A 22,296-nucleotide genomic window follows, 5' to 3' on the forward strand; every position below is an offset into this window, starting at 1 on the left:
AATCACTTCCGCACAAGGTTGCGCTTTACCGCTATTTCACCGGCAAATATTAAGAAGGATAGACAATGAATAAGGAATGCGTATCTGGGCTGCAGATTTTAAAGAGCGGCTGGAAAAGAACGAAGCTGAAAACTGCAGCAGTTTTATTTTTATTTTTAGCCGCATCAATTTTCGCGGAAATTTCATTAATTCTTAAAAAAACGTTCGTCTGATGATGAAATTCCGCCAATATCAATTTCATAGGCGAAAAAAAATAAAACGCAAGTGGCAACATAAGGCATAAAATCTATCAAGCAGAGAGTTCTCCATCAGTCAAAGCTCTTTCCTGAATACGTATTTGCCTGCATAAGAGTCGCAAACACATTATTAACCTTGTTTTTAGCTATATCAGTAGCTGCGAAAACAGCGATAATAATACCTGCGTTAAAAATCTTTGTGCCATTTTTACGGAATATTTTCTACAAGCCCACTATCAACCAAATAACGCTGTCTGTATTCAACAGGCTTAAAAACACCGGGAATTGCAACGCTCGTTCTTGCGGAAAAACCGACACTTCTTTCTTTCAGCAAAATCTTTCTCCAGTATTTAAGTCGGTAGCAGCGCGAACCAAAGACGTTTGTAGTTGACTAAAACTTATTTCTCATATATTCTCGCTTATAAATTTTTCAAGTCTTTCATTGGAAAAAAGATTTTCACTTAAAACATACTTATCAGCGACGTATATCTGAAATTTGAGATATCTTTCCAGCATATATCCCTTACAAGCTTTTCAACAGATCACCAGCACAGTAAAAAGCTCCGACTATTGAACCTATGCTTGTGCCTATAACTAAATCAATCAGAATTCACTTTTCATGAAGCACGCGTAAAACGCCTATGTAGGAGTTCCTCTTGCTCCGTTGCCTAACACAAGTGCTATTTTAGGTCTTTTTTCTTTTAGAGCTATCTCTGCTTTACGTCACAAAGTTCCTACTAGAAAATCCTCTTCGTCAAAAACAGAAGCACCACCACATTATTGTCGGAACAATAAAAAAGCGTTAAAAACAAAAGGATTACGGCTAGAAAACGGATTTTTCTAATAAGAATCAAGCTCGACTCCTACGGCAAACTCAATTGTAATAGCTTTTATTTAAATTGCGGATTATATCAATATCAGCTTTATTATAATATCCGTTTTTTTGAGCAACTTCTCATGAGACACTTGTTTTGCCCAGAAATTATATTCCAACAATGATCGTCTCACGTTGAGGTGCTTTTGCTCTTTCAATTGTCGATTCTCTTACTTTAATTCTTCCATGTTTGATTCTTGCCTGCCTCCGTCAAAGATAAGAATACTGGCATTGATTGATTAAAACACACAAACTACTTTCATAACTACTCCTACTGTACACTCCTGCATAATACTTATTGAAATATCGGGATATTCCTACAGCGAAAGCAGATTAAAAATCAGTCCGTCAAAAGTTTCCTGATACTGCGTCGCTCTTATTTCGGCAAGTCTATTCACAATTACAAAATCGCGACTATTAAGTGAGGATAAGTTTAAATTCAAATTAATGTTGTTGGGAAACACAGCAATCTTGATTCTTTAACTCTCTGTTTTGCATATTCAATATTCTCCATATATTCCAGTATATCGGGGATTTATTAACAAAGCTAGCTTAACGCTTGACACTTCAATCAGAACTTTTTCTACTCTACCTATAAGCAAAGTCAAGACAAAAAAGACTACAAACTTTCTTATTTTAACTTCTGTTTAATATTATCTATCTGCCGCAAAACAGATTTTTCTGACGTCCCGCCGTAAGAAGTCTTCATATCAGCAATATTTTTTGCATCCAAATATTTGAATATGTCTTTTTTAAATATTTTTGAAAAGCCGTTGTATTCCTCAATAGAAAGTTCATTCAATGTCTTAGAATTTTTTCTACAATATAAAACAATATCTTTAACTATGCCGTGAGCTGCCCTGAAAGGCACATTATTTTTCGCAAGATAATCAGCTATTTCAGTCGCTGCAATAAAACCTTTCTCCGTGCTTTTTAAAGCTCTTTCTCCGACAAATTCTAAACTTTCCGTCATTTCACTTATAACTTCAAGGCACATTTTAATATTGTCCAATGCGTCAAAAACAGGTGGCTTGTCCTCCTGTAAATCTCTGTTATAAGCAAGCGGTAAAGATTTTATTATAGTAAGAAGCGCAATTAAATCGCCAAAAATTCTTCCTGATTTTCCTCTTATAACTTCGGCACAGTCCGGATTTCTTTTCTGCGGCATTATTGATGAACCCGATGTGAATTTGTCATCTATAGTTATATAACCGAATTCCGGATTCATCCATAAAATCATCTCTTCACAAAACCTCGTCAAATGCAAAGCCGTTAAAGATACACAGAAAACAAATTCTGCGGCAAAATCCCTATCGCTTACAGCGTCCAGAGAATTTTCGCTTATATTTTCAAAATCTAGAAGTTTGGCCGTATATTGTCTGTCAATATTGAAAGATGTTCCCGCCAAAGCAGCGCTTCCCAAAGGCAAAACATCAGTCCTTTTATAACAGTCAGCAAGTCTTTCCCTGTCTCTTTGCATCATCCATGCATAAGCAAGAAGATGATGAGCCGCCAAAACCGGCTGGGCCGGCTGCAAATGCGTAAAACCGGGCATCACAACATCAATATTTTCGCCTGCCTTTTCAACAAGCACTTTCTGAAAATTGTTTATAAGATTTTCAACAATTCCGATTTCCTGTTTTAAATAAATTCTCAAATCAGCTACAACCTGATCATTTCTGCTTCTTGCAGTATGCATTTTACCGCCAACAGGTCCTATTCTCCGTATAAGTTCTCTTTCAACAGCATAATGTATATCTTCTTCCTCGGGAAATTTCCAGCCTTTCCCAATATCTTTTAAAATAGATGTCAATCCCGAAACAATTTTTCTGCCGTCCGAAGCACTTATAATTTTGGTTTTTATAAGCATCTTTGTATGAGCTATTGAGCCAGCAATGTCAACTTCCGCAAGCCTGTTGTCAAAAGAAAATGATCCTATAAACTGGTCAAAATTTTGCATTATTACTCCTCAATATATTTATTTTTGTCTGTTATTTTTTCGCTTGCCACCCACAGCAACCGACGCTTACATTATTCCCGAACGCTTTTAGGCAATTTAATTTTAATTAGGAATCCGTTTTTTGCATTTGCGGAGATTATAATATATAAAAATCATAAATCAGACAAATCTTGTATCGATCAGATATAATATTCCATTATCTTGTAACATAATCTATTGTTACAAACTTGCGACCTAGCCAGTTGCTTTTAGAAACTGTTCCGCTGCCAATAAAGCTTTATTCTATATCGGTCTTATACGCACCAAATTGCAGACAGTCTATAGAGTGCTTTGCTTCTCAACAGCAAACTCTTTAAAATCTTTTAAAACCAGCTTAAGTATTTTCATTTTATTTTTTTGTTTCATTTATTTCATTTTCCTGCAGACAGTTAGAAACGTATTTGATACTGAAGCATCAATCTTATGTCAGATCGGTGGAACCGCTCTAGGGACTTAAGTTCGTAGCTACCGACTAAACGCAAATTATTCATAAGTTTATATATGGCTTCTATTTCATGGCGAATATCAAGCTTTCTGTCAAACTTGTCAAAAGTAACCGAATACCCAAGAAGAATTTGATTTGTAAGATTTTTTTCAACTGAATATTTTTTGCCCGAAAATAAATTTGTAAATGCACGATCTTCCTTGCCGCAAACGTCGGCATCAGTCTGAACGTAAGAAACCCTAAAATTATCGATAAATCCGGTTTTACGTAAAATCATTTTTGCAAAAGGCGTTGTAAGCGACTGATCGACTAAATGCAAAATCCACTGCTTCATACTAAAGCCCAATACATTCTTATCTACTTTTGCATCTAGCTCGACTTTTGGAACTTTTTCAATAGCTTCATTTAGACTGTCTTTTAAATAAAATCCTACGGATCCCTGCGATATCTTAGGTATTTCGGATCTGTCAATAGTCAGTTTTATAGTTTCTGATTTATCTCCCGTTTTTGAAAATATTGTCGTTTCCCCTTCAGCAGCGATATAAACCTTATTTTCGTCTACTGCGTCTATTATTTCTACTTTGGCATTCAGTATATTAAATTCGAATCCGAGATAATCTATTCTGCCACTTGAAGTTTCAATTATTCCATTCATTTTCAGATTATTATAAGGACCTTCGATGTATAAAAAACCGTTTATCAACGCACAAACAAAAGAATTTTCAAATCTTGTATTCTTTGCGGTTATTAATTTCAAGTTAAACTCGGTGTTTTCAGGAATAAAAAAGTCAATATCTTTATATTCGTCGCCAATTCTAGGAAACGTAAAACGCGTATTTTCAAGCGAAATCAATCCTGAAACTTTAGGTTTTGCTGGGGGGCCCTGTATTCTAACGTCAAAACTCAGATCGCCTGCGGAACAATCCTGCAGAAACAATTTAGATCCTACAACGCCCTGTACTATCGGCAGTTGCGGAACGCGTAAGAAAATTCCCTTATCATCTGTAACAAACCTTATATCAAAATCCTTGATATTAAAATTGTCAAGTTTCAGCTGTCCGTAAATATTTAATTTTCCCGATCCGGACTTAAAATTAAATTTATCAATTCTAATTAAATTTTCAATAATCGACATTTCAACAGACATATCCTTTCCCTCAGCAATATAATCCTTTGCTCTAAAAGATCCTCCTTTTATTAAAAGTCTGCCATTATTTTTGATTTTCTCATAAGTTCCCTCAAAAGCTCCTTTCAATAGCATTTCCCCGGAACGAGGATTAATATAGTCCTTAGAGAAATACTTTAAGATGTTTAATTTGTGATCTTCTATTTCATAAACAACATTTATAGGCTTCTTTCGCATTTTTTCGGACAAAGTTTTATCAAACCATAACGGAAAATCGCCCCGGGCAGATATGCTTACTCCATTCCGATTAAACACAGTAGCTTTTTTTATACGTGCGTAATTATCCGAGAAATTAACTTCAACGTTAAAATTATCATATGGAACTTCCATTATAGATCCGTTTATCGAGGTTATTGATATATTCCCTTCAGGCCGACTGATATTACCAGATAAACTGACATCTATATCTGCATTTCCTCTCAAAATACCGGGCAAATTTAAAACATCATTTATAAAACACCAGTCAATATTTGAACCTTTTATCCCTAAATTGACAGAATCCTTTGAAAAATCCGCTCTTAAGCCTAAAGAAGTTTTATCCTTTGAAATATTAAATTCTTTTACGGATATGACATTACCGAAAACAATAAGACCTAAAGAACTATATAAATTTACGCCATTTGCTTTCTGCAAGAGCTCTAAAGTTCCGTCTTTAACAGTATAATCAAAGCAAGAAAAAGGTAATTTATGTCTGTTCAGCCAAAAATCTCGCAAATCAATCGTTCCGCTGTATATGGAACCACCTTTTCTCTTTGTCATTTTGCCTGATAATTCTATATTACCCAATAAATTTACGGGACCTGCGTGAGCGTTAATCAATAATAAATCAAGTCCGTATTTCCCACTTTCAATATTAAAAAAACCTTTGCCCATTTTTATTTCACTATCAAAAATTTTTGCGGAAACGCCGCCTACCACAATATTGCCGCCACTTATTTCAACGTCGCATTTAACATCATTTAATTTTACAGTCTTTATATAAGCGCTTTTAGCCTCTAAAAACATTTTAAGATACTGCTTTCCTTCTTTTACAGTAAACAAGCCGCTGCCCGAAAAAATTCCCTTTACGAAAGTCTTAAAACCTACAAATACATTGATAATATTTTCAGTTAAATTCTCAACACTTAAAGAGAGAACGCCGCCGTTTAAATAATTCCCTTTAAGTGCAACTTTCATTTTATCCGCTGACAACGCAGCTCTGTTTACTTTAATGCTATTGTTTTTGTATTCCAATTCAGACGAAAAAGAAAAAGGCTTAGATAAATATTTCCCTCTTTTTATAAAAGCCAAAATTTTAACATCAGGATTATCCAGTCTACCGGAAAATTTTACGGTAGAACTCAAAAATCCGGATACCCCGGCATAAATACCTTTAATATTCGTATTTTTAAAGTAAAGACTTCCTGAAATTTTATTTTTTTTAAAATCCGCTATTGCGGATGCTTCTATGTTGTTGCCGGATTTTAAATTGGAAATTTCAAGTTTCTTTGTTGAAATAGTCACATCTGCCAAAATATTTCCAAGAGATACTCCGGATATGCTGGCACCCGTACTTTCAATGACACCCTTAATTTCGTTGTTGCCGCTTAAGCTGCCCTGAAATGCTGCATATCCGCTTACTTTTATCCTGCCTACATTAATGTCTTTTAGATTAACGTAAAGCGAAGAAACCGGATTTGTTTCCGTAAAACCAAGCAGTCCTTTTATATCGGCTGTAATTTCGTCAGAATAATTTTTTAAAACAAAACGTTCTATGTTTATCCTGTTTAAATTTATATCACCTTTAGCTTCAAATTTCTTAAATTTATTACCATATATCGTCACATCAAAAACCTTGATATCAAATTCTGTCACTGAGCCTCTTTCATACTTTATGCGTCCGCTTGCAATTCCCGAAACGTCATATTTCGAGTATCCGCAGATGCGCAGTATATTCAAAACGTCAACGTTGACGAATTTAAAGTCTGTTGAAATTATTTCACCGCTTTTTATAATATTACTTAAGGTAATAGAATTGTCACTTTTATAAAAATTAAAAACATACATATTATTATTTTTTGTTATACTCCCTTTCATATCTGCGGACTCTATACCTGACGCAGTGAAATTTCTGATCGAAAAATCAATATGTCCGGAAATTTCGTCCATTGCACCCAAAATATTAATGATTCCTTTGGCGGATTTTTCTATAAAAGGGATGTATGCAACATCAATATTTTTCATATCCGCCGTAACTTCTCCGGTTTTCATATTGCCTCTAACCGTTCCCGCTGTTTTATTTTTAATTATGAGTTTTGCTTCATAATCTCCGCCTTTTGTATAATCGATTTCAATTTTCCCGCCGCGTCCGTATGTGCATAACATACTGTAAATGCCACCACGATTTTTTGTTCCTGATAAATTAAAATTTCCTAATTTAAATCCGAAACCGACTAAATCCGTTACGTTTAATCCGAATACGGATATGCTGTATTGTTCTTTAAAATTTAAACTAATATCTCCAGACATACTTTTATTGGTTTTTGAAATGTCAATTTCGGGTTTAGCTTCAGTTGCACTGCCTGAGAAAGAATTAAACTCAAATTTCCCAAAGCCTCCCACTAAATTTATTTTATAGGCATCTCTAATCTTTGAAAAACTGCCCGAAGGAGCGATTAACTTAAATCCGCTATATATCAGTTTTTCAACCGTAATATTTTGAGTAATACTCAAAGACGACAAATCAATAGTTCCAGTCGACTTTAAAAGCATATCTATCTTATTTTTTGCGGTAAAAGCCGACGAAGTGTTAAAAATATTACCTTTCGCGCGGTCAATGCGTGAACTGACCTTGACCGGAATACCTAAGGCACATATAACAGACTCTAAAGTGATTTTATCATGATTTATCAGTATATCTGCATCTATAATTTTTAAAAGTCTGCTGTTATCATTTTTAACTACGGCTTCATCTACAAATATTGCAATTTCAGATTTAGGAAGTTCAAGATCAACACTCCTCTTATCTGACGAAACATTTTTATCTTTATGATTCTCGTTTAAAGAAATTTCTAGTTTTGATATATTTATTTGGCTTATGCAGTTTAATGGAGCAGTGATATGAACGAAAAATTTTACAGGACTTAACTTGAACGTTATTTTCTGGATCGCAATCATATTATCCATGTCTACGTTTGCAAACGTAATACTGAAAGGCAAAATATAAAAATTATCAAATTTTACTTCATATCCAGTTTTGTCGCTAATATATTTTTGGATAAAAGGCACAAATATGAAAGCTCTGGCATAGTATAACGAAACCAGCACAACTAAAACAACAAGTACATATATTGTGTATTTAAAAGATCTGCACATACCTTCCTTCATACCTTTGCCGTCATAACAAACAGACTCAAGCTCAGAACTTGTTTTAGGATATGCTGCTTTCTACTATTACTCTGAAAAGCAAAACAACTTTGTTTATAAGCATTTGAATACCGAATACTTCAGAGATTTTGTCTTCTCAGTATGATAGATGAACAATGAGTGCTGAATCACTACCCCACTTAAATAGCCGAAGATGACATTGCTAATAACAAAAGAAAATCTACTACTTAATCGGCGTGCCGGTTAATCTTGTAAGATTTTTAAATTCTTTTATAAGTTTTACTGTCGTCTTGCCAGGACTGCCGTCGGCAATTTCTCTTGAATCTGCGCTTACTACAGGTATTATTTCAGCCGCAGTCCCGGTTAGAAAACATTCGTCTGAAGTATATACGTTGTATATGCTTACGCGTTCTTCTCTCACCGGAATTTTTAGTTTGTTTTTTGCAAGTTCTATAACAGCATCCCTCGTTATTCCTATCAAAGCTCCTTCCGATCCCGGAGGCGTATAAAGAACTCCGTTTTTCATAAGGAAAATATTATCGCCGGTACATTCAACTACATAGCCCTCAGCGTTTAACATTATGGCTTCCATAACTCCACTCCTTATGGCTTCCATCTTCGCAAGTATATTATTCAAATAGTTAAGCGACTTAATATTCGGGCTTAAAGAATCCTGTTTTATTCTCCTTGTAGAAACCGTTATTACATCCATTCCTTTCTCATAGAGTTCTTCCGGATATAAAGAAATGTTGTCTGTGATTATTATTATTGACGGCGGCGTTATGCACTTTCTGGGATCAAGTCCCAAATCCCCGCTACCTCTCGTAACTACAAGTCTTATGTAGGCATCGCAAAGCTTATTCGTCAAAAGAGTTTTTATCACCGCTTTTTCCATATCTTTTTGCTGAATTGGGATTTTAATATTAATAGCTTTTGCAGACGACCATAATCTATCTAAATGTTCTTTTAATCTGAAAACTCTTCCGTTATAAGCTCTTATACCTTCAAAAATGCCGTCTCCGTATAGTAATCCGTGGTCAAAAACAGAAATTTTTGCATCTTCTTTCTCAACAAGTTTTCCATCAAGATAAATCTTCATTTCTTTCTCCTTTTCAGCATGCGGATATACAATTTAAACACAAACTATATTTAGTGCAGACAATACAAAAAGTTACGCCATGAAATTTTATCATCCCGCAGGAAACAAAATTTTGAATAATCAAAAAATGAGCGAACCCTTAGGCACAGTATTACTTACTGATTATTTCAACATCTTTCCATCAGTTATTTTTATTATTTTGTCGGCTTTGGAAGTAAGTTCGTCATTATGCGTAACAAGCACAAGCGTTAAACCTGTTTCTGAAGAACTTTCAAATAGCAATTTTTCTATTTCAAGTCCAGTAATCTGTCTAAATTACAAGTAGGTTCGTCAGCAAAAACTATCTGCGGATTATTTATCAACGCTCTTGCAATTGCAGCTCTTTGCTGCTCTCCGCCGGATAACTCGCTGGGAAAATGATTCTGACAGTGCAAGATTCCGACTTTCTCCAAAATATTTTGAGCATGCTTAAACTTTATATTTCTCTCATTCCACACCGGAAGCAAAATATTTTCCATAACTGTAAAGTCCGGCATAAGATAGTGAAACTGAAAAACAAAACCTATATTTTTCTTTCTCATAACACACAAATATTTATCATCGCCTGCAAAACAATCAACGTCATCTATATAAATTTTCCCCGACGTAGGTCTGTCCATAAGTCCCAAAATATGGATTAAAGTACTTTTACCAGCTCCCGACGGACCAGTTAAAGTTATTTTCTGCCCGGACATTATTTCAAAATCAATATTTTTCAGCACTTTAATATCTGGCAGACCTTTTCTCTTATAGTTTTTGCTTAAGTTCTCTGCTATTATGTTCATTTTGTGGTTACCGCGTTGATCTCATAGAGAGTAAAACAACTTTGCTGTAAATTGCCACAGGATAATCCAGTCTTTTCAGATTTCTTATCTTACAGCTCTGCTGTTTCACTCAAAATGACAGAAAAAAAATAATTCCAATTTTTATTCTGTTGCTTATCCGTATCTTATCGCTTCAAGCGGGTCTAATTTTGAAACCTGATAAGCGGGATAAATTCCAGCTGTTACTGTGATAATGAATGCGCATGCCGCAATCATAATTATATCTGCCGGTATTATGGATATGGGCAGCTTATCAACGTAATAAATGCCTTTGGGCAGCTTAAATATGTTAAAATATTTTAATAAAAAACTCACTGCAAGACCCGACATAATTCCTAAAACGGTTCCAGATGAACCCACAATAAGTCCCTCGTAAAAAAATATTTTTGAAATTGAAAACTTTGAAAAACCCATCGCAGATATTATGCCTATCTCTTTTGATTTCTGAACGCTCAAAAGCAGAAGATTGTAAACAATATTAAACGCGGCAACAAGTATTATAAGTCCCAAAATTAGAAACATCATTATTTTTTCAAGCTTAAAGCGCCGAGAAAAGATTTTTATTCATCTCAATCCACGTTTTTACCCTGTACGGATAAGATAAATCTTTCTGCAGTGCTGCTGCCGTCACGGCTTTGTCAAAATTATTTATGTGTATATCAAACCCTGTTATCTCATTCTGCACTGAAAAAAGTTTCTGTCCTTCTTCCAAATCAATAAAACCGAGAGAATAATCAAAATCGTACATCCCCGACTGTATAACAGCCGATACCGTAAATTCATACATTTTAGGAATACTGCTGAAATTACTAGGAAACATTAAAACAACTTTATTGCCCACACTGACGGCAATATTTTTTGCAAGCTCGCTTCCGAGAATTATTGATTTTTTCCCTATCTTCTCACCGTTAAAACTCATATCCAAAACTGTCATCTGTTTTGAAAGATCAAGCATGCCGTTTTCATTTTTATAGTCTACAGCTTTTACTATTAAACTCGTCGACAAGCCGAGACTTATGACAATCCCCTGTTTACATATAAACGGAGAAACGCTTAAAACATCGCTGTTTGTTTTTATTTTATATTCAATCTTAAGATAATCTTTAAATGGCTCACCGTCAATCCTTACAACAATTATATGGGGCTGTATGCCCAAAATTTTGTTTCTTATATCATTTTGAAAACCGCTCATAACTGCAAGGGTTACAACAAGAGCAGCAACTCCCAAAGTAGTGCCGCCTACAGCAATAAAAGTAGTAATTAGAGAAAAAAACTTTTCTTTTTTGCCTTTAAGTATCTAAACGCTATAAAAAATTCCACAGACAACATATTCATAAATATTTATTCTGGCCTCATCGCGGGAAATATTATCACTTCCCTGATTGACTCAACACCAGTTAAAACCATAACAAGCCTGTCTATACCTATGCCTAAACCACCAGTCGGGGGAAGCCCCTGTTCAAGTGCAAAAATAAAATCTTCGTCGTAAGGCATAACTTTGTCGTCACCTTTCTTCTTTGCTTTCATCTGCTGCGTAAATCTTATTTTTTGCAGTTCCGGATCGTTAAGCTCGGAATAGGCATTTCCTATCTCTATTCCGCTTATATAAAGTTCAAATCTTTCGGCTATTTCAGGTTGATCAAATTTAACCTTTGAAAGCGGCGAATAAACCGCAGGATAATCCATAACAAAAGTCGGATTTTTTAAATTTGGCACAACTTTTTCCTCAAAAAGCTGATCTAAAATCTTCCTATCGGTTGCATCTTCAGTCAAATCAAGATTCAAGTGCTTTACCTGCTCAAACATTTTCCCGCTTTCAACATACGGCAGCAAATCAAGTCCCGCGTATTTTTTTATCAAATCAAACATCTTCACTCTTGTGAATTCTAAATTTAGAGCGGATCCAATTTTTTTTGCAGCCGCTTTGATTAAAATTTCGCTCATGTCCATCATATCGTTGTAGTCGGCATACGCTTGATAAAGCTCCAGCATAGTAAATTCAGGATTGTGGTTTTTATCTATGCCTTCATTTCTGAAGTTTCTTCCTATCTCAAAAACTCTATCTAGTCCTCCAACTACAAGACGCTTTAAAAAAAGTTCCGGGGCAATCCTTAAAAATAAATTTATATCTAAAGCATTGTGATGCGTTATAAACGGTCTTGCGTTTGCTCCCCCCGCAAGAGACTGCAAAATAGGAGTTTCCACTTCTATAAAACCAAGCTCTTCAAGTTTATGTCTTACAGCTGAAATTACCATACTTCTTTTTACAAAAATATCTTTTACTTCACTGTTTGCAATTAAATCCAGGTATCTTTGTCTGCATCTTATTTCGATATCTTTAAGTCCATGCCACTTTTCAGGCAGCGGCCTGAACGCTTTTGTAAGCATAGTCCATTTTTCAACCATTATGCTTAATTCATTTGTTCTCGTCCTGAAAGGTATTCCTTCGACGGCAATAATATCAGATATGTCAACCATACTTTTAAAAAATTTGTACTGCTCTTCTCCCATTTTGTCCGCCCGGATATAAATCTGAATTTTTGCAAGCCCATCTTTTATATCCAAAAATGCCGCCCTACCCATATTCCTGTACGTCATAACTCTGCCTGCAGCTTTAACTTTTATGTTCGCCAGCTGTTCTCTTTCAAGATAAATAAACTTTTTTTGTATGTCGGCGTTATTTCCATCTAAAACATATTTTGCGGGATAAGGATTTACCCCAGCATTCGTAAAATCTTTTATCTTTTGTTTTCTCTGCTGAATTATTTGTTCAATAGGAGTTGACTGCTGCTCTCGTTCTCTTTTTTCCATTTGCCACGTTTTCCTGCACATAAAAATCTAAAATAAAACTACAAAAATTGTATCATTTTCTTGAAGTTCAGTCAAAATAATGAGTTTAATTTTTCATTTAAAAATCAATCCGTTTTTTAACTGCTAAAACATTTCGGCATCAACAATACCTGAAGGAATATCGAGAGTTGAAACTGCACATTTCTTACGGGTAAAGCTATTTTAAAAGGTTTTAACGACTTTATAACCTTTAGAGCCCTATTCTCTCTGTCTAAGTAAACAAAATGCATAAAAAATATGCACAGATCTACACTTATCAAACGAAAGAGCATAATTCGCTCTTTTTTTAACATAAATCCTGCAAGTTTTTTCCAAAATGTTCCCACTTAGACTACAGGTATATTCAATTTTATACTTTCCATTAAATGTCCTTTGTAACCGCAAACAGACAATTGCCTCAGAAGCAATCTATATTGTGAAAAGGACCAACATCTCAACACTGGCATCTTATGATGACAATTCATTACAATTTATGTTATAATTTTGCTATGAAAAAAAATGTCATATTTTTATCATTTTTCTCATTAATAATCATCTGCGGAATCTTTTATCCGCTCATTGAATTTCTCTCAAAAGACAAAGCAAAAGATTTGGAAATTATGGCAGTAGAAAAAGCCAAATCTGCTTTAAAAGTAATCGTACCGTCTTTTAACAAAGCTCTTGAAAATTCAGATGATATAAACCTTCTTATAAACATAGAATCAGTTGCAAAAATAGAAAATATTACAACCTGCTTTATTTTAGATAAAAATGGCAAGGTAATTATACATAACAATGTAAGTGAATGGAGTGCAGAAAGAACTAGCAGAATTTACAATAAAGCAATAGAACAAAAAACTCAATCTTTACAACAAACGACTAATAAAGATTTTTTATTATTTTCAGAACCGCTTATAAGCGACTGCACACTGTTTTGCATATTTTCGGTTAAGGAAGCAAAAGAAACTTCAAGAAACTGGAAAATAAAATATTATACCGCCGCTTCATCCGTCGCGTTGCTTATTGTAATAATTCTTTATTGTCTTTCAAAACTGTTTATACTATTGCCGTTTAACAGAATAAAAAAATCTTTAGAAAATAATAAATTTAACGAAAAAATAAAAGAAAAGATATCAAAGAAAATAAAAATACTAGAAGAAGACAGAGAAAGTTTAGGTAAAATTATTGAATACTCGCAGGAAACTTCAATTAAAGACAGTTCAGCATTTATAATATTAAATTCACTGAACAGAGTCATGTATGCCTACGACAATACAGGCACTATCCTGAAAAAAGATTTTGAAAAAGGCGTACATATACTTGAAATCTCAGAAAATCCGAATTTAGTTAAGATAATATCAAAAGCAAATGAAAACCCCGGAAAAGAAATTAATGAATCTTTTGAGAATTATGAGATTACTGCAGTTTTAATAAGTGCCGACGGCAAAACTGCAGGAACAATCATTAAAATAATATTCTCCTGCTAACAAACTTATTGCCACAATTTACTTTTGCTTTTTCTTTTTTTTGTTTTATTTTTTGCATTTACCATATTCTGTGAAACCAGACAGGATTTCGGTTTGTATATATTCCTCTTTCTTCACCGTAAAACGAATATTCAATATTAATCATATCGGAAATAAGTCATCATCCTAGAGCAAGGTAACCAGAGTTAATACATGCTCTTACAACAAACGACTCGAATTTATATTTAACTCCTATATGCGATCTCTTAAGAGCAGTGTCAGCAAAAGGTTCATCCGGATTCATTAAATTTAAGTCAAACGCAAAAACCATTCTGTTATCTAACGCGGTATTTGCCGAACCAATAATAAAACTTTTCAGGATATATATGCTACTCCAAAGTTTAGAATCAATTTTTGCCTCAGAGTAACCCTCCAAAAACTTCAATGAACCTAAATCCAATTTCTTATACTCTATTCCATAATTGTAAATATCAGACATGCTTAAACCGAAATTTCAACACGAACCTAAAATATAACCTTATCGGCAAAACTCTTTATTTTGTACATATACTTAAAACTTGCACCCAAAAACAACGATCATGGAAGCACTTTAAGAGGATTAATTTTAAAAGCAATATGAAGAACACCAACTAACGTTCTTTCCGCTTTATGCGACAACGGCAACTCAAATTTAAAATTTAAATTGGCATAAGAAAAAAAACGACCAAATCAAAACTTAATGAGCTTTGTACAATAATAAGGGTTTAGAAATAAATAAAATATTCGGCACCAAAACGAAGACACATATCATATTATTTAACATATGAAAAACTATTTTACTAATAAAGTCTCATCGGTATTTACAAAAACCATTAAAATCTTCTTTGTTGTTCAAATACGAATCAATTTCTCTATTTACAGCGATATCAATCTGAGTTAAACAATCACCTCTGCGGGTTTGGATGGTAAAATAACACATATTCATCATCAGAAATTGCGGTAAAACGCCTCCCATGCTCATTGGACTCAAACCTTTTAGCATCGTTCTGTCTTCTTTCTGCACCGCAAAAACTACTGAGTTAAAAACCAACATTAAAACTGTTAAAATTACTATTTTATTTTTCATAATACATCAAAATCAGCAATTGCTCTTTTATACCCAATATTCTTAGAAATAAACCAGAAGCCTGTTTTTATAAAATTGATTACTATATGTCCGAAAATAACTATGAATATGGTATGAAATATTAATAAAACTAAAGGGATAAGCATTTTTACAGGTGCTTCCTGCGCTTTTTTCTTGGTAGACTAAGTTCTTTCATTTCTCAGCAAACCGCTTTAAAGTATCCGCATTCCTGTATCTGATTCAAGCGACATATTTACCGTTCTGACAAAAAACCCCAACTGTTCAACCTCAGTTTTTTGCACCATCTCCATTAAAGCAGCCTTTTTATCATAATCAAGAGAAACTTTTGTCAAGCGTTTTTAAATTCGTTTGCCAACGGCTCCTGCAGTATTTGTGTAACTTTTTCAGCAACTCCGTAAAAGTCAAGGACTGCGTCAAGCATAACAGAAAGTGGCAATTGTCTTGCTATAAGCTCTTTTCTCCTTTTAGCTCCCTCCTTGAAAACCAATCCAAAGAATAATATTACAAAAATATCAGTATTTACAAAAACAGCGGCAAATCCTATCCCGGCAATTGTTGAAAACAATTGAAGTGCAAGAAATTGATAAGGATCAATTCTTTCATATCTGCCACCGAGAGAGTTTAAAATTATTCCGATTTCCCAATTTCAGCTGCAAATCTTCCATATTTCACACAAGCTATAAAGTCTGCCGAATTTTTCGGCATTATACATTATTACAGACACTATAAAACTTTTATTTTCTTTTTTTTCAAAAGCATTATGCATTTTCATTTTCCTGATGTTCGCAAGCAAATAATAAACCTAAAAATACGCAAAATAACACTATCATTAAAAATCAATCTCCGTCATTTTTCTTATTATAAACAAGCATGCAAACAACCATTAAAACCACAACAAGAAGCAAAATATTGCCCGGCAAAATAATAAATAAAGACTTCACAATATCAGGCTCAATCGCACACATCATAGATAAAACTATAAAAGGTATAATGCCAGATATTCTGCCCCACGCCTTGTCAAACAATTATTTCTGACTGTATTGCAACTCTTTGACTGGAGTATCACTGTTTAAACTCGCTCCCGTGTCTTTAGTATTCTCTTATACCATAAGTTTAAATTCCTTGCTATTAGAATTCCGAGAAGCGCCTTCCAAAACTCTATCAAAACTCACACCCAAAGCCAATTCGTCCGACATTTTTTCAAATTCGAGTTTTAGCAGTATTAATTGTATTTTGAAGAGACTGGCCAACTGCACAGACAGTTAAATTCTTAAAATCAAAAGACTTTTTCTTATTTCCCTTTGTCTTTATCCTTGTTATTTTACCTGCAAGAAAATATATAAAACAAAATACAAACGCGGCAAGAGAAATAAGAAATAATATCTCTTTCATTTAAAAACTTAAATATCTAATATTTACTCCTATTTGCGAAGCCGTATTTACAAACTCTGGAATATATCCCGAAAAAATAAAATCGCCTTTCTAAATACCATTTTCAAAACCTTTTAAATCAAATCTGAAAACATATCTGATTCCATATATTCTCTTTACTACAGAACGAACCGTCGGAATAACGTGTAAGCTGCACTTTATAATGCCAACTGCAGACGCAATTTGCGAGACAATCGAAATCATTCCTGACATCATAACTATTGTTACAAGTTTTCTTATATTAATTTCGCCCAGTTCTTCCGTCGACTTAGATCTGCTTTCAAATATGCTCCTGCTGAAGTTGTAATTCTGCAGAATATTCCTCAATGGTGACAAGTCTTTCTTCTTTTGGTATAAACGAGGATACAACATTTAAAAAAGTAGTCTTTCCGGTTACTCATCCTCAAATAATAATGCTTTTTTTCAAAATAACCGATGTTTTTAAAAACTCAATAATTGCCTTGCTGATGCTTCCCGACAAAATTAGAGAATCGGTCAAAAGTTTATTTTTAAAAAAATTTCCTCGTGACTGTTAAAAGACGCAGTCTTATAACTGCATTAACACGCGAACCGTCTTTAACCCTCGCGTCAACATGCCTGCCAACCTGCGAAATTACTCTGTCTATAACGGTTTTAAGTCTCTTTTCGTACCGTCTACTTTAATTTTTCGTTGTCCGCTTCATTGGCATAATCTTTCATTTCTTCTAAAAGCACTTCTTGTATATTATCTCTCAATTCCTTATATACGTTTTCATCTTGATAATAACGATCGGCGGATACTTTCAAAGTTTTTGTTTGGGGACTGTAAATATTAATTACATTTTCCAAAGCCGAGACATAAAAATTCGATTTTTCCCTGTAAGAAAATTTTAGAGAGAGTACCTGTTCCTGCACATAGAAATTGAACTCAGAGCAAATGGCGTTCTTAAAAATCTCAAAACCGCTTAATATTTTATTCTCATGGGAATCAAAGCTGACATCAAGTTTTAAGTATATAAAATTCACATTTGACAATACAGAGTTATATTCCTATGAAATTAAAATCGCACTCTTTGCGGATACCACACCAGACATATAAGGAAGAAGCACCTATAAAAGTATTACTATTCCTTAAAAAGCCGTCTTTTTTTACCGCAATAAATATTATTTCCCAATATTTGAATATTTGCTCATTATCTCTAAAATTTCTTTTTGGTTTACCTATTTTAAATTTCTTCATTATTTTGAAGAAGTGCTATTTTTGAAATATCTTTTACTATTGAAGAAAGTCTTAACGGTTTTATATTTGATATTTCAACATCACCAGCAGGTCTTATCACATATTTAAGACTCCCTCTTTGCGAAGCTATAAGAATTTTTTGCACTTCTTCAAAAGATACAGACAGAGTTATAATACCAACATTCTTGTAATCGTCACCCCATTTTTTGACGTCCCTATATAATTGTTGCCTACTGATAAAGACGAGAACATTCTGTGCAACTGCAAACACTGATTCCTGAAGTTCTTTATTTGTATCGGTATAATCTCTACAATCTACTATGCCGAAAATATATGTGCTTGCTCCAGTCGTTAAAATATTTGACGTTTCTATGTCAAAATTTACTGATAACGCTTTTTTGTTTTCAGGAATTAAAGCACTTATGCCAGTCTCCTGATTTGTTTTAGATATTTTTGTTGAAAGTATCTGCTCATTTTCTTCAATTGTATTTAGCGATATATAAACTGCAGTGCCATCACTAGTGAATAAATCTTCTATACTCTGGAAATGCTTTTGGCTGCATATATTCTTTCGGAATGCGCTTTGCAGAAAGCATATACTGCTGTATGACTCTGTTCCTTGAGGAATTATTCGCGTTGCAAAAACCGTTTTAACGGTTAAGTAAGCCATCATTTTATACTTAATTTCTACATATAAGCAAAAAATACGGAAAGAAAAGCGAAAATAAGAGCAAATAATACCGTTCTTTTCATTATTTAGTACGTACTCTCTATTTATGCTTTCTGTACTGTTTCCGTAGCACTTTCAAACTTTCCTTTAACTTTTTCCCCTAAACTTTTATAAGCTACAAAAACAATTCCTACTACTACCGAGACAATAAGAATATACTCAACCTTTGTGTCTTTTAATCCAACCCCAATTTAGCATCTTTTCTGTCCTCTTTTTATTTTTAGCGTCTCGGAGCAGCTTGACTGCCGGTTCCAGACAATACTCCAGAACGAGCTTTTATTCCTATATCTTCCCTGCATGTTATTTTTAATATTTCGAGAATTTTGTATGAATACTTTATCTCTATGATAGATTTTTTGGTAAGTGCGGGCACTAATCATGTTGTCATATTAAGAGTATCATTATGATTAAATTTTACAATATTGGGAATAATTTCAATATTATCAAAATCATATTTAACTGATTCGCAATCATTTATTTCAATTTTAATATCAAGTTTATCAGGATCAAGAGTCCTCTCTATTGTCCTTGCATTGCAAAAATAATCCTTGATATCATCCATCTTCTATATACTCTTTGCTGAAAGGATATATGCAATTAAATCCGTACCATACCTTAAGCCGTAGAAATTTGCTGCCACGTAAGCACTGACAACAGCATGAAAAATAGTCGCTCGTTATTTTAATAGATAATAGACAAGCGATACCGATTATTTATTTCTTTATTTCCTTTTCTTTCTGCGCTTCTAAAGTTTCCACCACTTCCAAAAACAGCTGATGTTCACGGTCAGAGGCTTCTAATGTATCCTTCTTTTCATTTATATTTTTGTATATTTCAGAAGCTTTCAATGAATTCTTTAGATATATCTCTTGTTCTCCCAGAGTTAAAACAGATTTTCCAGCCTTGAACTGATTAAGGTTATAGAAGTCTGTATCTAAAAAAGAAATTATTTTCTCATTAAGACGATCCACAGCCGACAACTCTTTCTTTTGTCCGCAAATCGACATTCCTATTAACACCGCTCCTGCTCCTAAAAATACACCTAACAAAACTAGATTATTCTTTTCATTTTATTTTCCTTTTTTCTATTATCTTTATTGAATCTGTAAAATGCTTATCATAATACCAACTTTCAGCAACCATTCTTTTTTACTGCTTTACAAAACTTAATGTGCAAAAAAAACAGGATGAACAAACCAAAATTTTAATATTGTACCATATAGCATATTTTCGTTTTTAAGTGGCTGCATCAGTCTCTTGCCAATGTCAGCACATACACTTTTTTTGTGCCGACTGTCTTTAATGCCAAAGAACAAGCTGAGACGGTGGCGGAAGTTGTAGCTATATCATCTATTAATATTACGGACTTACTTTTTAAGATACCGCTGTTTTTTACAAAAAATGAATCTTTAATATTTTTCGCTCTCTCCAGCTTAGACAACTTAAATTGCGGTTTTGTAATTTTCTTTCTGGATAGAACATTTCTCAGAATTGGAATGCCTGCCTTAATCGATATTTCATTTGCCAGCAGTTCTGCCTGATTGTAACCTCTTTTAATTCTTCTTACAATATTTAAAGGAACCGGTATTATAAATTCCGCATCGTTATAAAAACTATGCAGTTTCATTGCTTCATACATATACAAACCAAAATCTCTTGCAAGAAAAGACCTGCCTGAATATTTGAATTTTAATATCAGACTCCGCAATGAATCTTTATATAAATAAACCGACCTCATTTTGTCAAAAGCATATTCTTTAGGATGTTTTTTGCATATACAACAATATTCTCCACCGTCATATAATGGCATACCGCATTTTTGGCACAGCAGATTCTTTATAACTGGAAAAGATTCCTTGCATTTATCGCATATTTTTGTCTGCGATAAGAAACTTAAATCGTCTCCACATACGGAACATGTAACTGGATGAAAGAAATTAGCAATCCTTAAGAAAAAAATTTTCATTAATATCAAACATCCTGCATATTGACAAACTCAGTTATGACATCTTTGAAACTTGTCGTCAAAAATTGGAATTAGATTTTGAATCCGTAGTCTGTTTGTCATATTTAGAAGAACTATACAGACTTGTTGCAAATCTCTAAAATATTCAGTCTTTTATTTTCTTTTATAGATTCCTCAAAGCTATGCCTTTCAAAAATAACAAACAACAAATCCTATGCTTATTGAAACCGAGTGCAGAATACTAATAAAAAATCTACAATAGTGTTCGGAGATTACAGATAAACAACACATACCGCAGAACCTATTTTTTCTCAGTAAAAAAAAGTGTATTCACCTTCCATTTTTTTCTTTGCCGCCATCTAGAACCATATCGGCAACTTGCCTATTAAAGAAATAATATCATAATAATTTAAACATTATATCACAATATTTGAATCTGTCCGGTTTACGCCAATAAGAAGCTTGAAATACTCTGATATTTCATAATCCACACTAGCAGATATGCTGCAGATGCATTGTTATCTTTTTCCACGTTTATTTTCGATCGCTAATTTACATATTTAAAATTTGACAGCAAAATAATCCTGTTTTTAAACGACAGCACTTTATTGATAACAGGAATTCTTATCTCTGACGGAAATATTATATCGGAACTAATCTGTCCCATATAAGTATTCCTATAAACGTTTGAATAGTATCTCCCCAAAGTTTTTTTCTGCTAACACTCGTCATTTTCGTATTTTAAATTGAATCTCAATTTCCCCAAATCAAAAGCGCATTGTCCGACATACTTTTTGAAAGAGATCGGACAGACTCCTCGAAGTAATATAATCCCACTCATTAGAATTCGCATTTTCAAAAGTGCAATACAAGTCGAACATTTTTTAAAATCTAAGTCTTTAATCAATTCTGCGCACAGCGTTGTTAACATAAGAAATACCGTAAGTTGTTACGCTCTTATTATGGCGTTTAAAATCAAGCTGCATGCCGACCTTCCATTCTACTATCCCGAAAAATCTTTCTATATCTGACATTCCTATAAACATTTCAGGACATGCGAGTATATTTTATACGTCTTTTTTTGTTCCCGCTATATAAGAGATCTCGTTACTTAATCGTTTTAATTATATCATTAGGACATCCAAGAATATGTCCCTGAATAAGTCCTATCCTGTGAGCCTCCTGCAAACGCTTGTTGTGTTCTGTTTCTGTAATAACCACATCCTGATCCTGCTTATGTTCAAGAAGAATTCTAAAACCCCAATATACGTATCCAACAAATACATTTTTTTTCACTTTTTTATAAATTTTGATATAATTATAATATACAAGAAAGATGCTAGTTGTTTGCCGTCATAGGAATACTTGTGTTTCTGTTTACCTTAACCTTAAATGTCATCCCCGAAATCCGAAGTTATAAACTGGGAGCTACCGGTTACT

General features: G+C 33.7%; 24 protein-coding genes. 1 reads left to right on the forward strand and 23 read right to left on the reverse strand.

The features are described from left to right. Window positions 1-444: 444 nt before the first annotated feature. From RSTT_RS05960 to lysS, 9 genes are all read right to left on the reverse strand, one after another. Window positions 445-570, reverse strand: a complete 126-nt coding sequence (locus RSTT_RS05960) for a patatin-like phospholipase family protein (RefSeq protein WP_158302842.1) — start codon at window positions 568-570, stop codon at window positions 445-447. An 857-nt stretch (window positions 571-1,427) separates the two neighbouring features. Beyond that, window positions 1,428-1,553, reverse strand: coding sequence for a hypothetical protein (locus tag RSTT_RS06845; RefSeq protein ID WP_269457759.1), 126 nt, complete (start codon window positions 1,551-1,553; stop codon window positions 1,428-1,430). A gap of 188 nt (window positions 1,554-1,741) precedes the next feature. Then, on the reverse strand, window positions 1,742-3,070 hold the full coding sequence (gene argH / locus RSTT_RS04750) for an argininosuccinate lyase (protein ID WP_015423651.1): 1,329 nt from the start codon (window positions 3,068-3,070) through the stop codon (window positions 1,742-1,744). Between the two features lie 428 nt (window positions 3,071-3,498). After that, the gene (locus tag RSTT_RS04755; protein WP_231941941.1) at window positions 3,499-8,094 is read right to left on the reverse strand and encodes a translocation/assembly module TamB domain-containing protein; all 4,596 of its coding nucleotides are present in this window, start codon (window positions 8,092-8,094) and stop codon (window positions 3,499-3,501) included. A 235-nt stretch (window positions 8,095-8,329) separates the two neighbouring features. Next, a complete protein-coding gene (ilvE, locus tag RSTT_RS04760; RefSeq protein WP_015423653.1) occupies window positions 8,330-9,205 on the reverse strand; it encodes a branched-chain-amino-acid transaminase in 876 nt (291 codons plus the stop codon). Between the two features lie 287 nt (window positions 9,206-9,492). Further along, window positions 9,493-10,029 (reverse strand): ABC transporter ATP-binding protein, encoded by a 537-nt coding sequence (locus tag RSTT_RS04765; protein ID WP_096525850.1) that lies wholly within the window; start codon window positions 10,027-10,029, stop codon window positions 9,493-9,495. 153 nt (window positions 10,030-10,182) lie between these two features. Continuing rightward, window positions 10,183-10,593: an FtsX-like permease family protein gene (locus RSTT_RS04770; protein WP_096525851.1), complete on the reverse strand. Its 411-nt coding sequence runs from the start codon at window positions 10,591-10,593 to the stop codon at window positions 10,183-10,185. Window positions 10,594-10,606: 13 nt separating this feature from the next. Beyond that, a complete protein-coding gene (locus RSTT_RS04775; RefSeq protein WP_172412877.1) occupies window positions 10,607-11,296 on the reverse strand; it encodes an ABC transporter permease in 690 nt (229 codons plus the stop codon). Window positions 11,297-11,409: 113 nt separating this feature from the next. Then, window positions 11,410-12,879 carry a lysine--tRNA ligase gene (gene lysS, locus RSTT_RS04780; RefSeq protein WP_096525853.1) on the reverse strand — a complete coding sequence of 490 codons (1,470 nt, stop codon included), beginning with the start codon at window positions 12,877-12,879 and terminating at the stop codon, window positions 11,410-11,412. 527 nt (window positions 12,880-13,406) lie between these two features. On the opposite strand from lysS, the gene RSTT_RS04785 reads away from it, so the two are divergent. Next, window positions 13,407-14,384 (forward strand): hypothetical protein, encoded by a 978-nt coding sequence (locus RSTT_RS04785; RefSeq protein WP_149030047.1) that lies wholly within the window; start codon window positions 13,407-13,409, stop codon window positions 14,382-14,384. 160 nt (window positions 14,385-14,544) lie between these two features. Here RSTT_RS04785 and RSTT_RS04790 read toward each other — a convergent pair whose 3' ends face one another. The 14 genes from RSTT_RS04790 to RSTT_RS05970 all read right to left on the reverse strand — a co-directional run bounded on the left by RSTT_RS04790 (window position 14,545) and on the right by RSTT_RS05970 (window position 22,152). Next, the gene (locus RSTT_RS04790) at window positions 14,545-14,862 is read right to left on the reverse strand and encodes a hypothetical protein (protein ID WP_096525855.1); all 318 of its coding nucleotides are present in this window, start codon (window positions 14,860-14,862) and stop codon (window positions 14,545-14,547) included. A 351-nt stretch (window positions 14,863-15,213) separates the two neighbouring features. Further along, window positions 15,214-15,489 (reverse strand): hypothetical protein, encoded by a 276-nt coding sequence (locus tag RSTT_RS04795; RefSeq protein ID WP_096525856.1) that lies wholly within the window; start codon window positions 15,487-15,489, stop codon window positions 15,214-15,216. Between the two features lie 349 nt (window positions 15,490-15,838). Continuing rightward, complete coding sequence (locus RSTT_RS04800) at window positions 15,839-16,075, reverse strand: hypothetical protein (RefSeq protein ID WP_096525857.1); 237 nt, start codon at window positions 16,073-16,075, stop codon at window positions 15,839-15,841. A 271-nt stretch (window positions 16,076-16,346) separates the two neighbouring features. Further along, entirely contained in the window at window positions 16,347-16,535 is a 189-nt protein-coding gene (locus RSTT_RS04805) for a hypothetical protein (protein ID WP_096525858.1), read from the reverse strand. Between the two features lie 457 nt (window positions 16,536-16,992). Further along, window positions 16,993-17,313 carry a hypothetical protein gene (locus tag RSTT_RS07235; protein WP_231941942.1) on the reverse strand — a complete coding sequence of 107 codons (321 nt, stop codon included), beginning with the start codon at window positions 17,311-17,313 and terminating at the stop codon, window positions 16,993-16,995. A 282-nt stretch (window positions 17,314-17,595) separates the two neighbouring features. After that, on the reverse strand, window positions 17,596-17,955 hold the full coding sequence (locus RSTT_RS04825) for a hypothetical protein (RefSeq protein ID WP_096525862.1): 360 nt from the start codon (window positions 17,953-17,955) through the stop codon (window positions 17,596-17,598). Window positions 17,956-17,962: 7 nt separating this feature from the next. Next, a complete protein-coding gene (locus RSTT_RS04830; RefSeq protein ID WP_096525863.1) occupies window positions 17,963-18,160 on the reverse strand; it encodes a hypothetical protein in 198 nt (65 codons plus the stop codon). Continuing rightward, a complete protein-coding gene (locus RSTT_RS04835) occupies window positions 18,147-18,833 on the reverse strand; it encodes a CpaB family protein (protein WP_096525864.1) in 687 nt (228 codons plus the stop codon). Before RSTT_RS04835 ends, RSTT_RS04830 begins: the two co-directional genes overlap by 14 nt. A 433-nt stretch (window positions 18,834-19,266) precedes the next feature. Further along, window positions 19,267-19,452: a hypothetical protein gene (locus tag RSTT_RS04840; protein WP_096525865.1), complete on the reverse strand. Its 186-nt coding sequence runs from the start codon at window positions 19,450-19,452 to the stop codon at window positions 19,267-19,269. A gap of 151 nt (window positions 19,453-19,603) precedes the next feature. Next, window positions 19,604-19,939, reverse strand: a complete 336-nt coding sequence (locus RSTT_RS04845) for a hypothetical protein (protein ID WP_231941943.1) — start codon at window positions 19,937-19,939, stop codon at window positions 19,604-19,606. A 200-nt stretch (window positions 19,940-20,139) separates the two neighbouring features. Then, entirely contained in the window at window positions 20,140-20,856 is a 717-nt protein-coding gene (locus tag RSTT_RS04850) for a ComF family protein (protein ID WP_015423657.1), read from the reverse strand. Between the two features lie 547 nt (window positions 20,857-21,403). Then, window positions 21,404-21,562 (reverse strand): hypothetical protein, encoded by a 159-nt coding sequence (locus RSTT_RS06685; protein WP_231941944.1) that lies wholly within the window; start codon window positions 21,560-21,562, stop codon window positions 21,404-21,406. A gap of 193 nt (window positions 21,563-21,755) precedes the next feature. Further along, window positions 21,756-21,902 (reverse strand): hypothetical protein, encoded by a 147-nt coding sequence (locus RSTT_RS06265; RefSeq protein ID WP_158302847.1) that lies wholly within the window; start codon window positions 21,900-21,902, stop codon window positions 21,756-21,758. 61 nt (window positions 21,903-21,963) lie between these two features. Beyond that, on the reverse strand, window positions 21,964-22,152 hold the full coding sequence (locus tag RSTT_RS05970) for a hypothetical protein (RefSeq protein ID WP_149030048.1): 189 nt from the start codon (window positions 22,150-22,152) through the stop codon (window positions 21,964-21,966). Window positions 22,153-22,296 lie beyond the last annotated feature (144 nt).

It is taken from the genome of Candidatus Endomicrobiellum trichonymphae (assembly GCF_002355835.1).
Taxonomy (GTDB): Bacteria; Elusimicrobiota; Endomicrobiia; order Endomicrobiales; family Endomicrobiaceae; genus Endomicrobiellum; species Endomicrobiellum trichonymphae.

Bases quoted from the DNA above. Each gene is read 5' to 3' on its own strand.
- lysS (WP_096525853.1), bottom strand. From the start codon at position 12,879: ATGGAAAAAAGAGAACGAGAGCAGCAGTCAACTCCTATTGAACAAATA.
- ilvE (WP_015423653.1), bottom strand. From the start codon at position 9,205: ATGAAGATTTATCTTGATGGAAAACTTGTTGAGAAAGAAGATGCAAAA.
- RSTT_RS07235 (WP_231941942.1), bottom strand. From the start codon at position 17,313: ATGTTGTATCCTCGTTTATACCAAAAGAAGAAAGACTTGTCACCATTG.
- RSTT_RS04835 (WP_096525864.1), bottom strand. From the start codon at position 18,833: ATGATGGCTTACTTAACCGTTAAAACGGTTTTTGCAACGCGAATAATT.
- RSTT_RS04755 (WP_231941941.1), bottom strand. From the start codon at position 8,094: ATGTGCAGATCTTTTAAATACACAATATATGTACTTGTTGTTTTAGTT.
- RSTT_RS04785 (WP_149030047.1), top strand. From the start codon at position 13,407: ATGAAAAAAAATGTCATATTTTTATCATTTTTCTCATTAATAATCATC.
- argH (WP_015423651.1), bottom strand. From the start codon at position 3,070: ATGCAAAATTTTGACCAGTTTATAGGATCATTTTCTTTTGACAACAGG.
- RSTT_RS04850 (WP_015423657.1), bottom strand. From the start codon at position 20,856: ATGAAAATTTTTTTCTTAAGGATTGCTAATTTCTTTCATCCAGTTACA.
- RSTT_RS04795 (WP_096525856.1), bottom strand. From the start codon at position 15,489: ATGAAAAATAAAATAGTAATTTTAACAGTTTTAATGTTGGTTTTTAAC.
- RSTT_RS06265 (WP_158302847.1), bottom strand. From the start codon at position 21,902: ATGTTTATAGGAATGTCAGATATAGAAAGATTTTTCGGGATAGTAGAA.
- RSTT_RS04790 (WP_096525855.1), bottom strand. From the start codon at position 14,862: ATGTCTGATATTTACAATTATGGAATAGAGTATAAGAAATTGGATTTA.
- RSTT_RS04770 (WP_096525851.1), bottom strand. From the start codon at position 10,593: ATGATGTTTCTAATTTTGGGACTTATAATACTTGTTGCCGCGTTTAAT.
- RSTT_RS04765 (WP_096525850.1), bottom strand. From the start codon at position 10,029: ATGAACATAATAGCAGAGAACTTAAGCAAAAACTATAAGAGAAAAGGT.
- RSTT_RS04840 (WP_096525865.1), bottom strand. From the start codon at position 19,452: ATGGATGATATCAAGGATTATTTTTGCAATGCAAGGACAATAGAGAGG.
- RSTT_RS04830 (WP_096525863.1), bottom strand. From the start codon at position 18,160: ATGAAGAAATTTAAAATAGGTAAACCAAAAAGAAATTTTAGAGATAAT.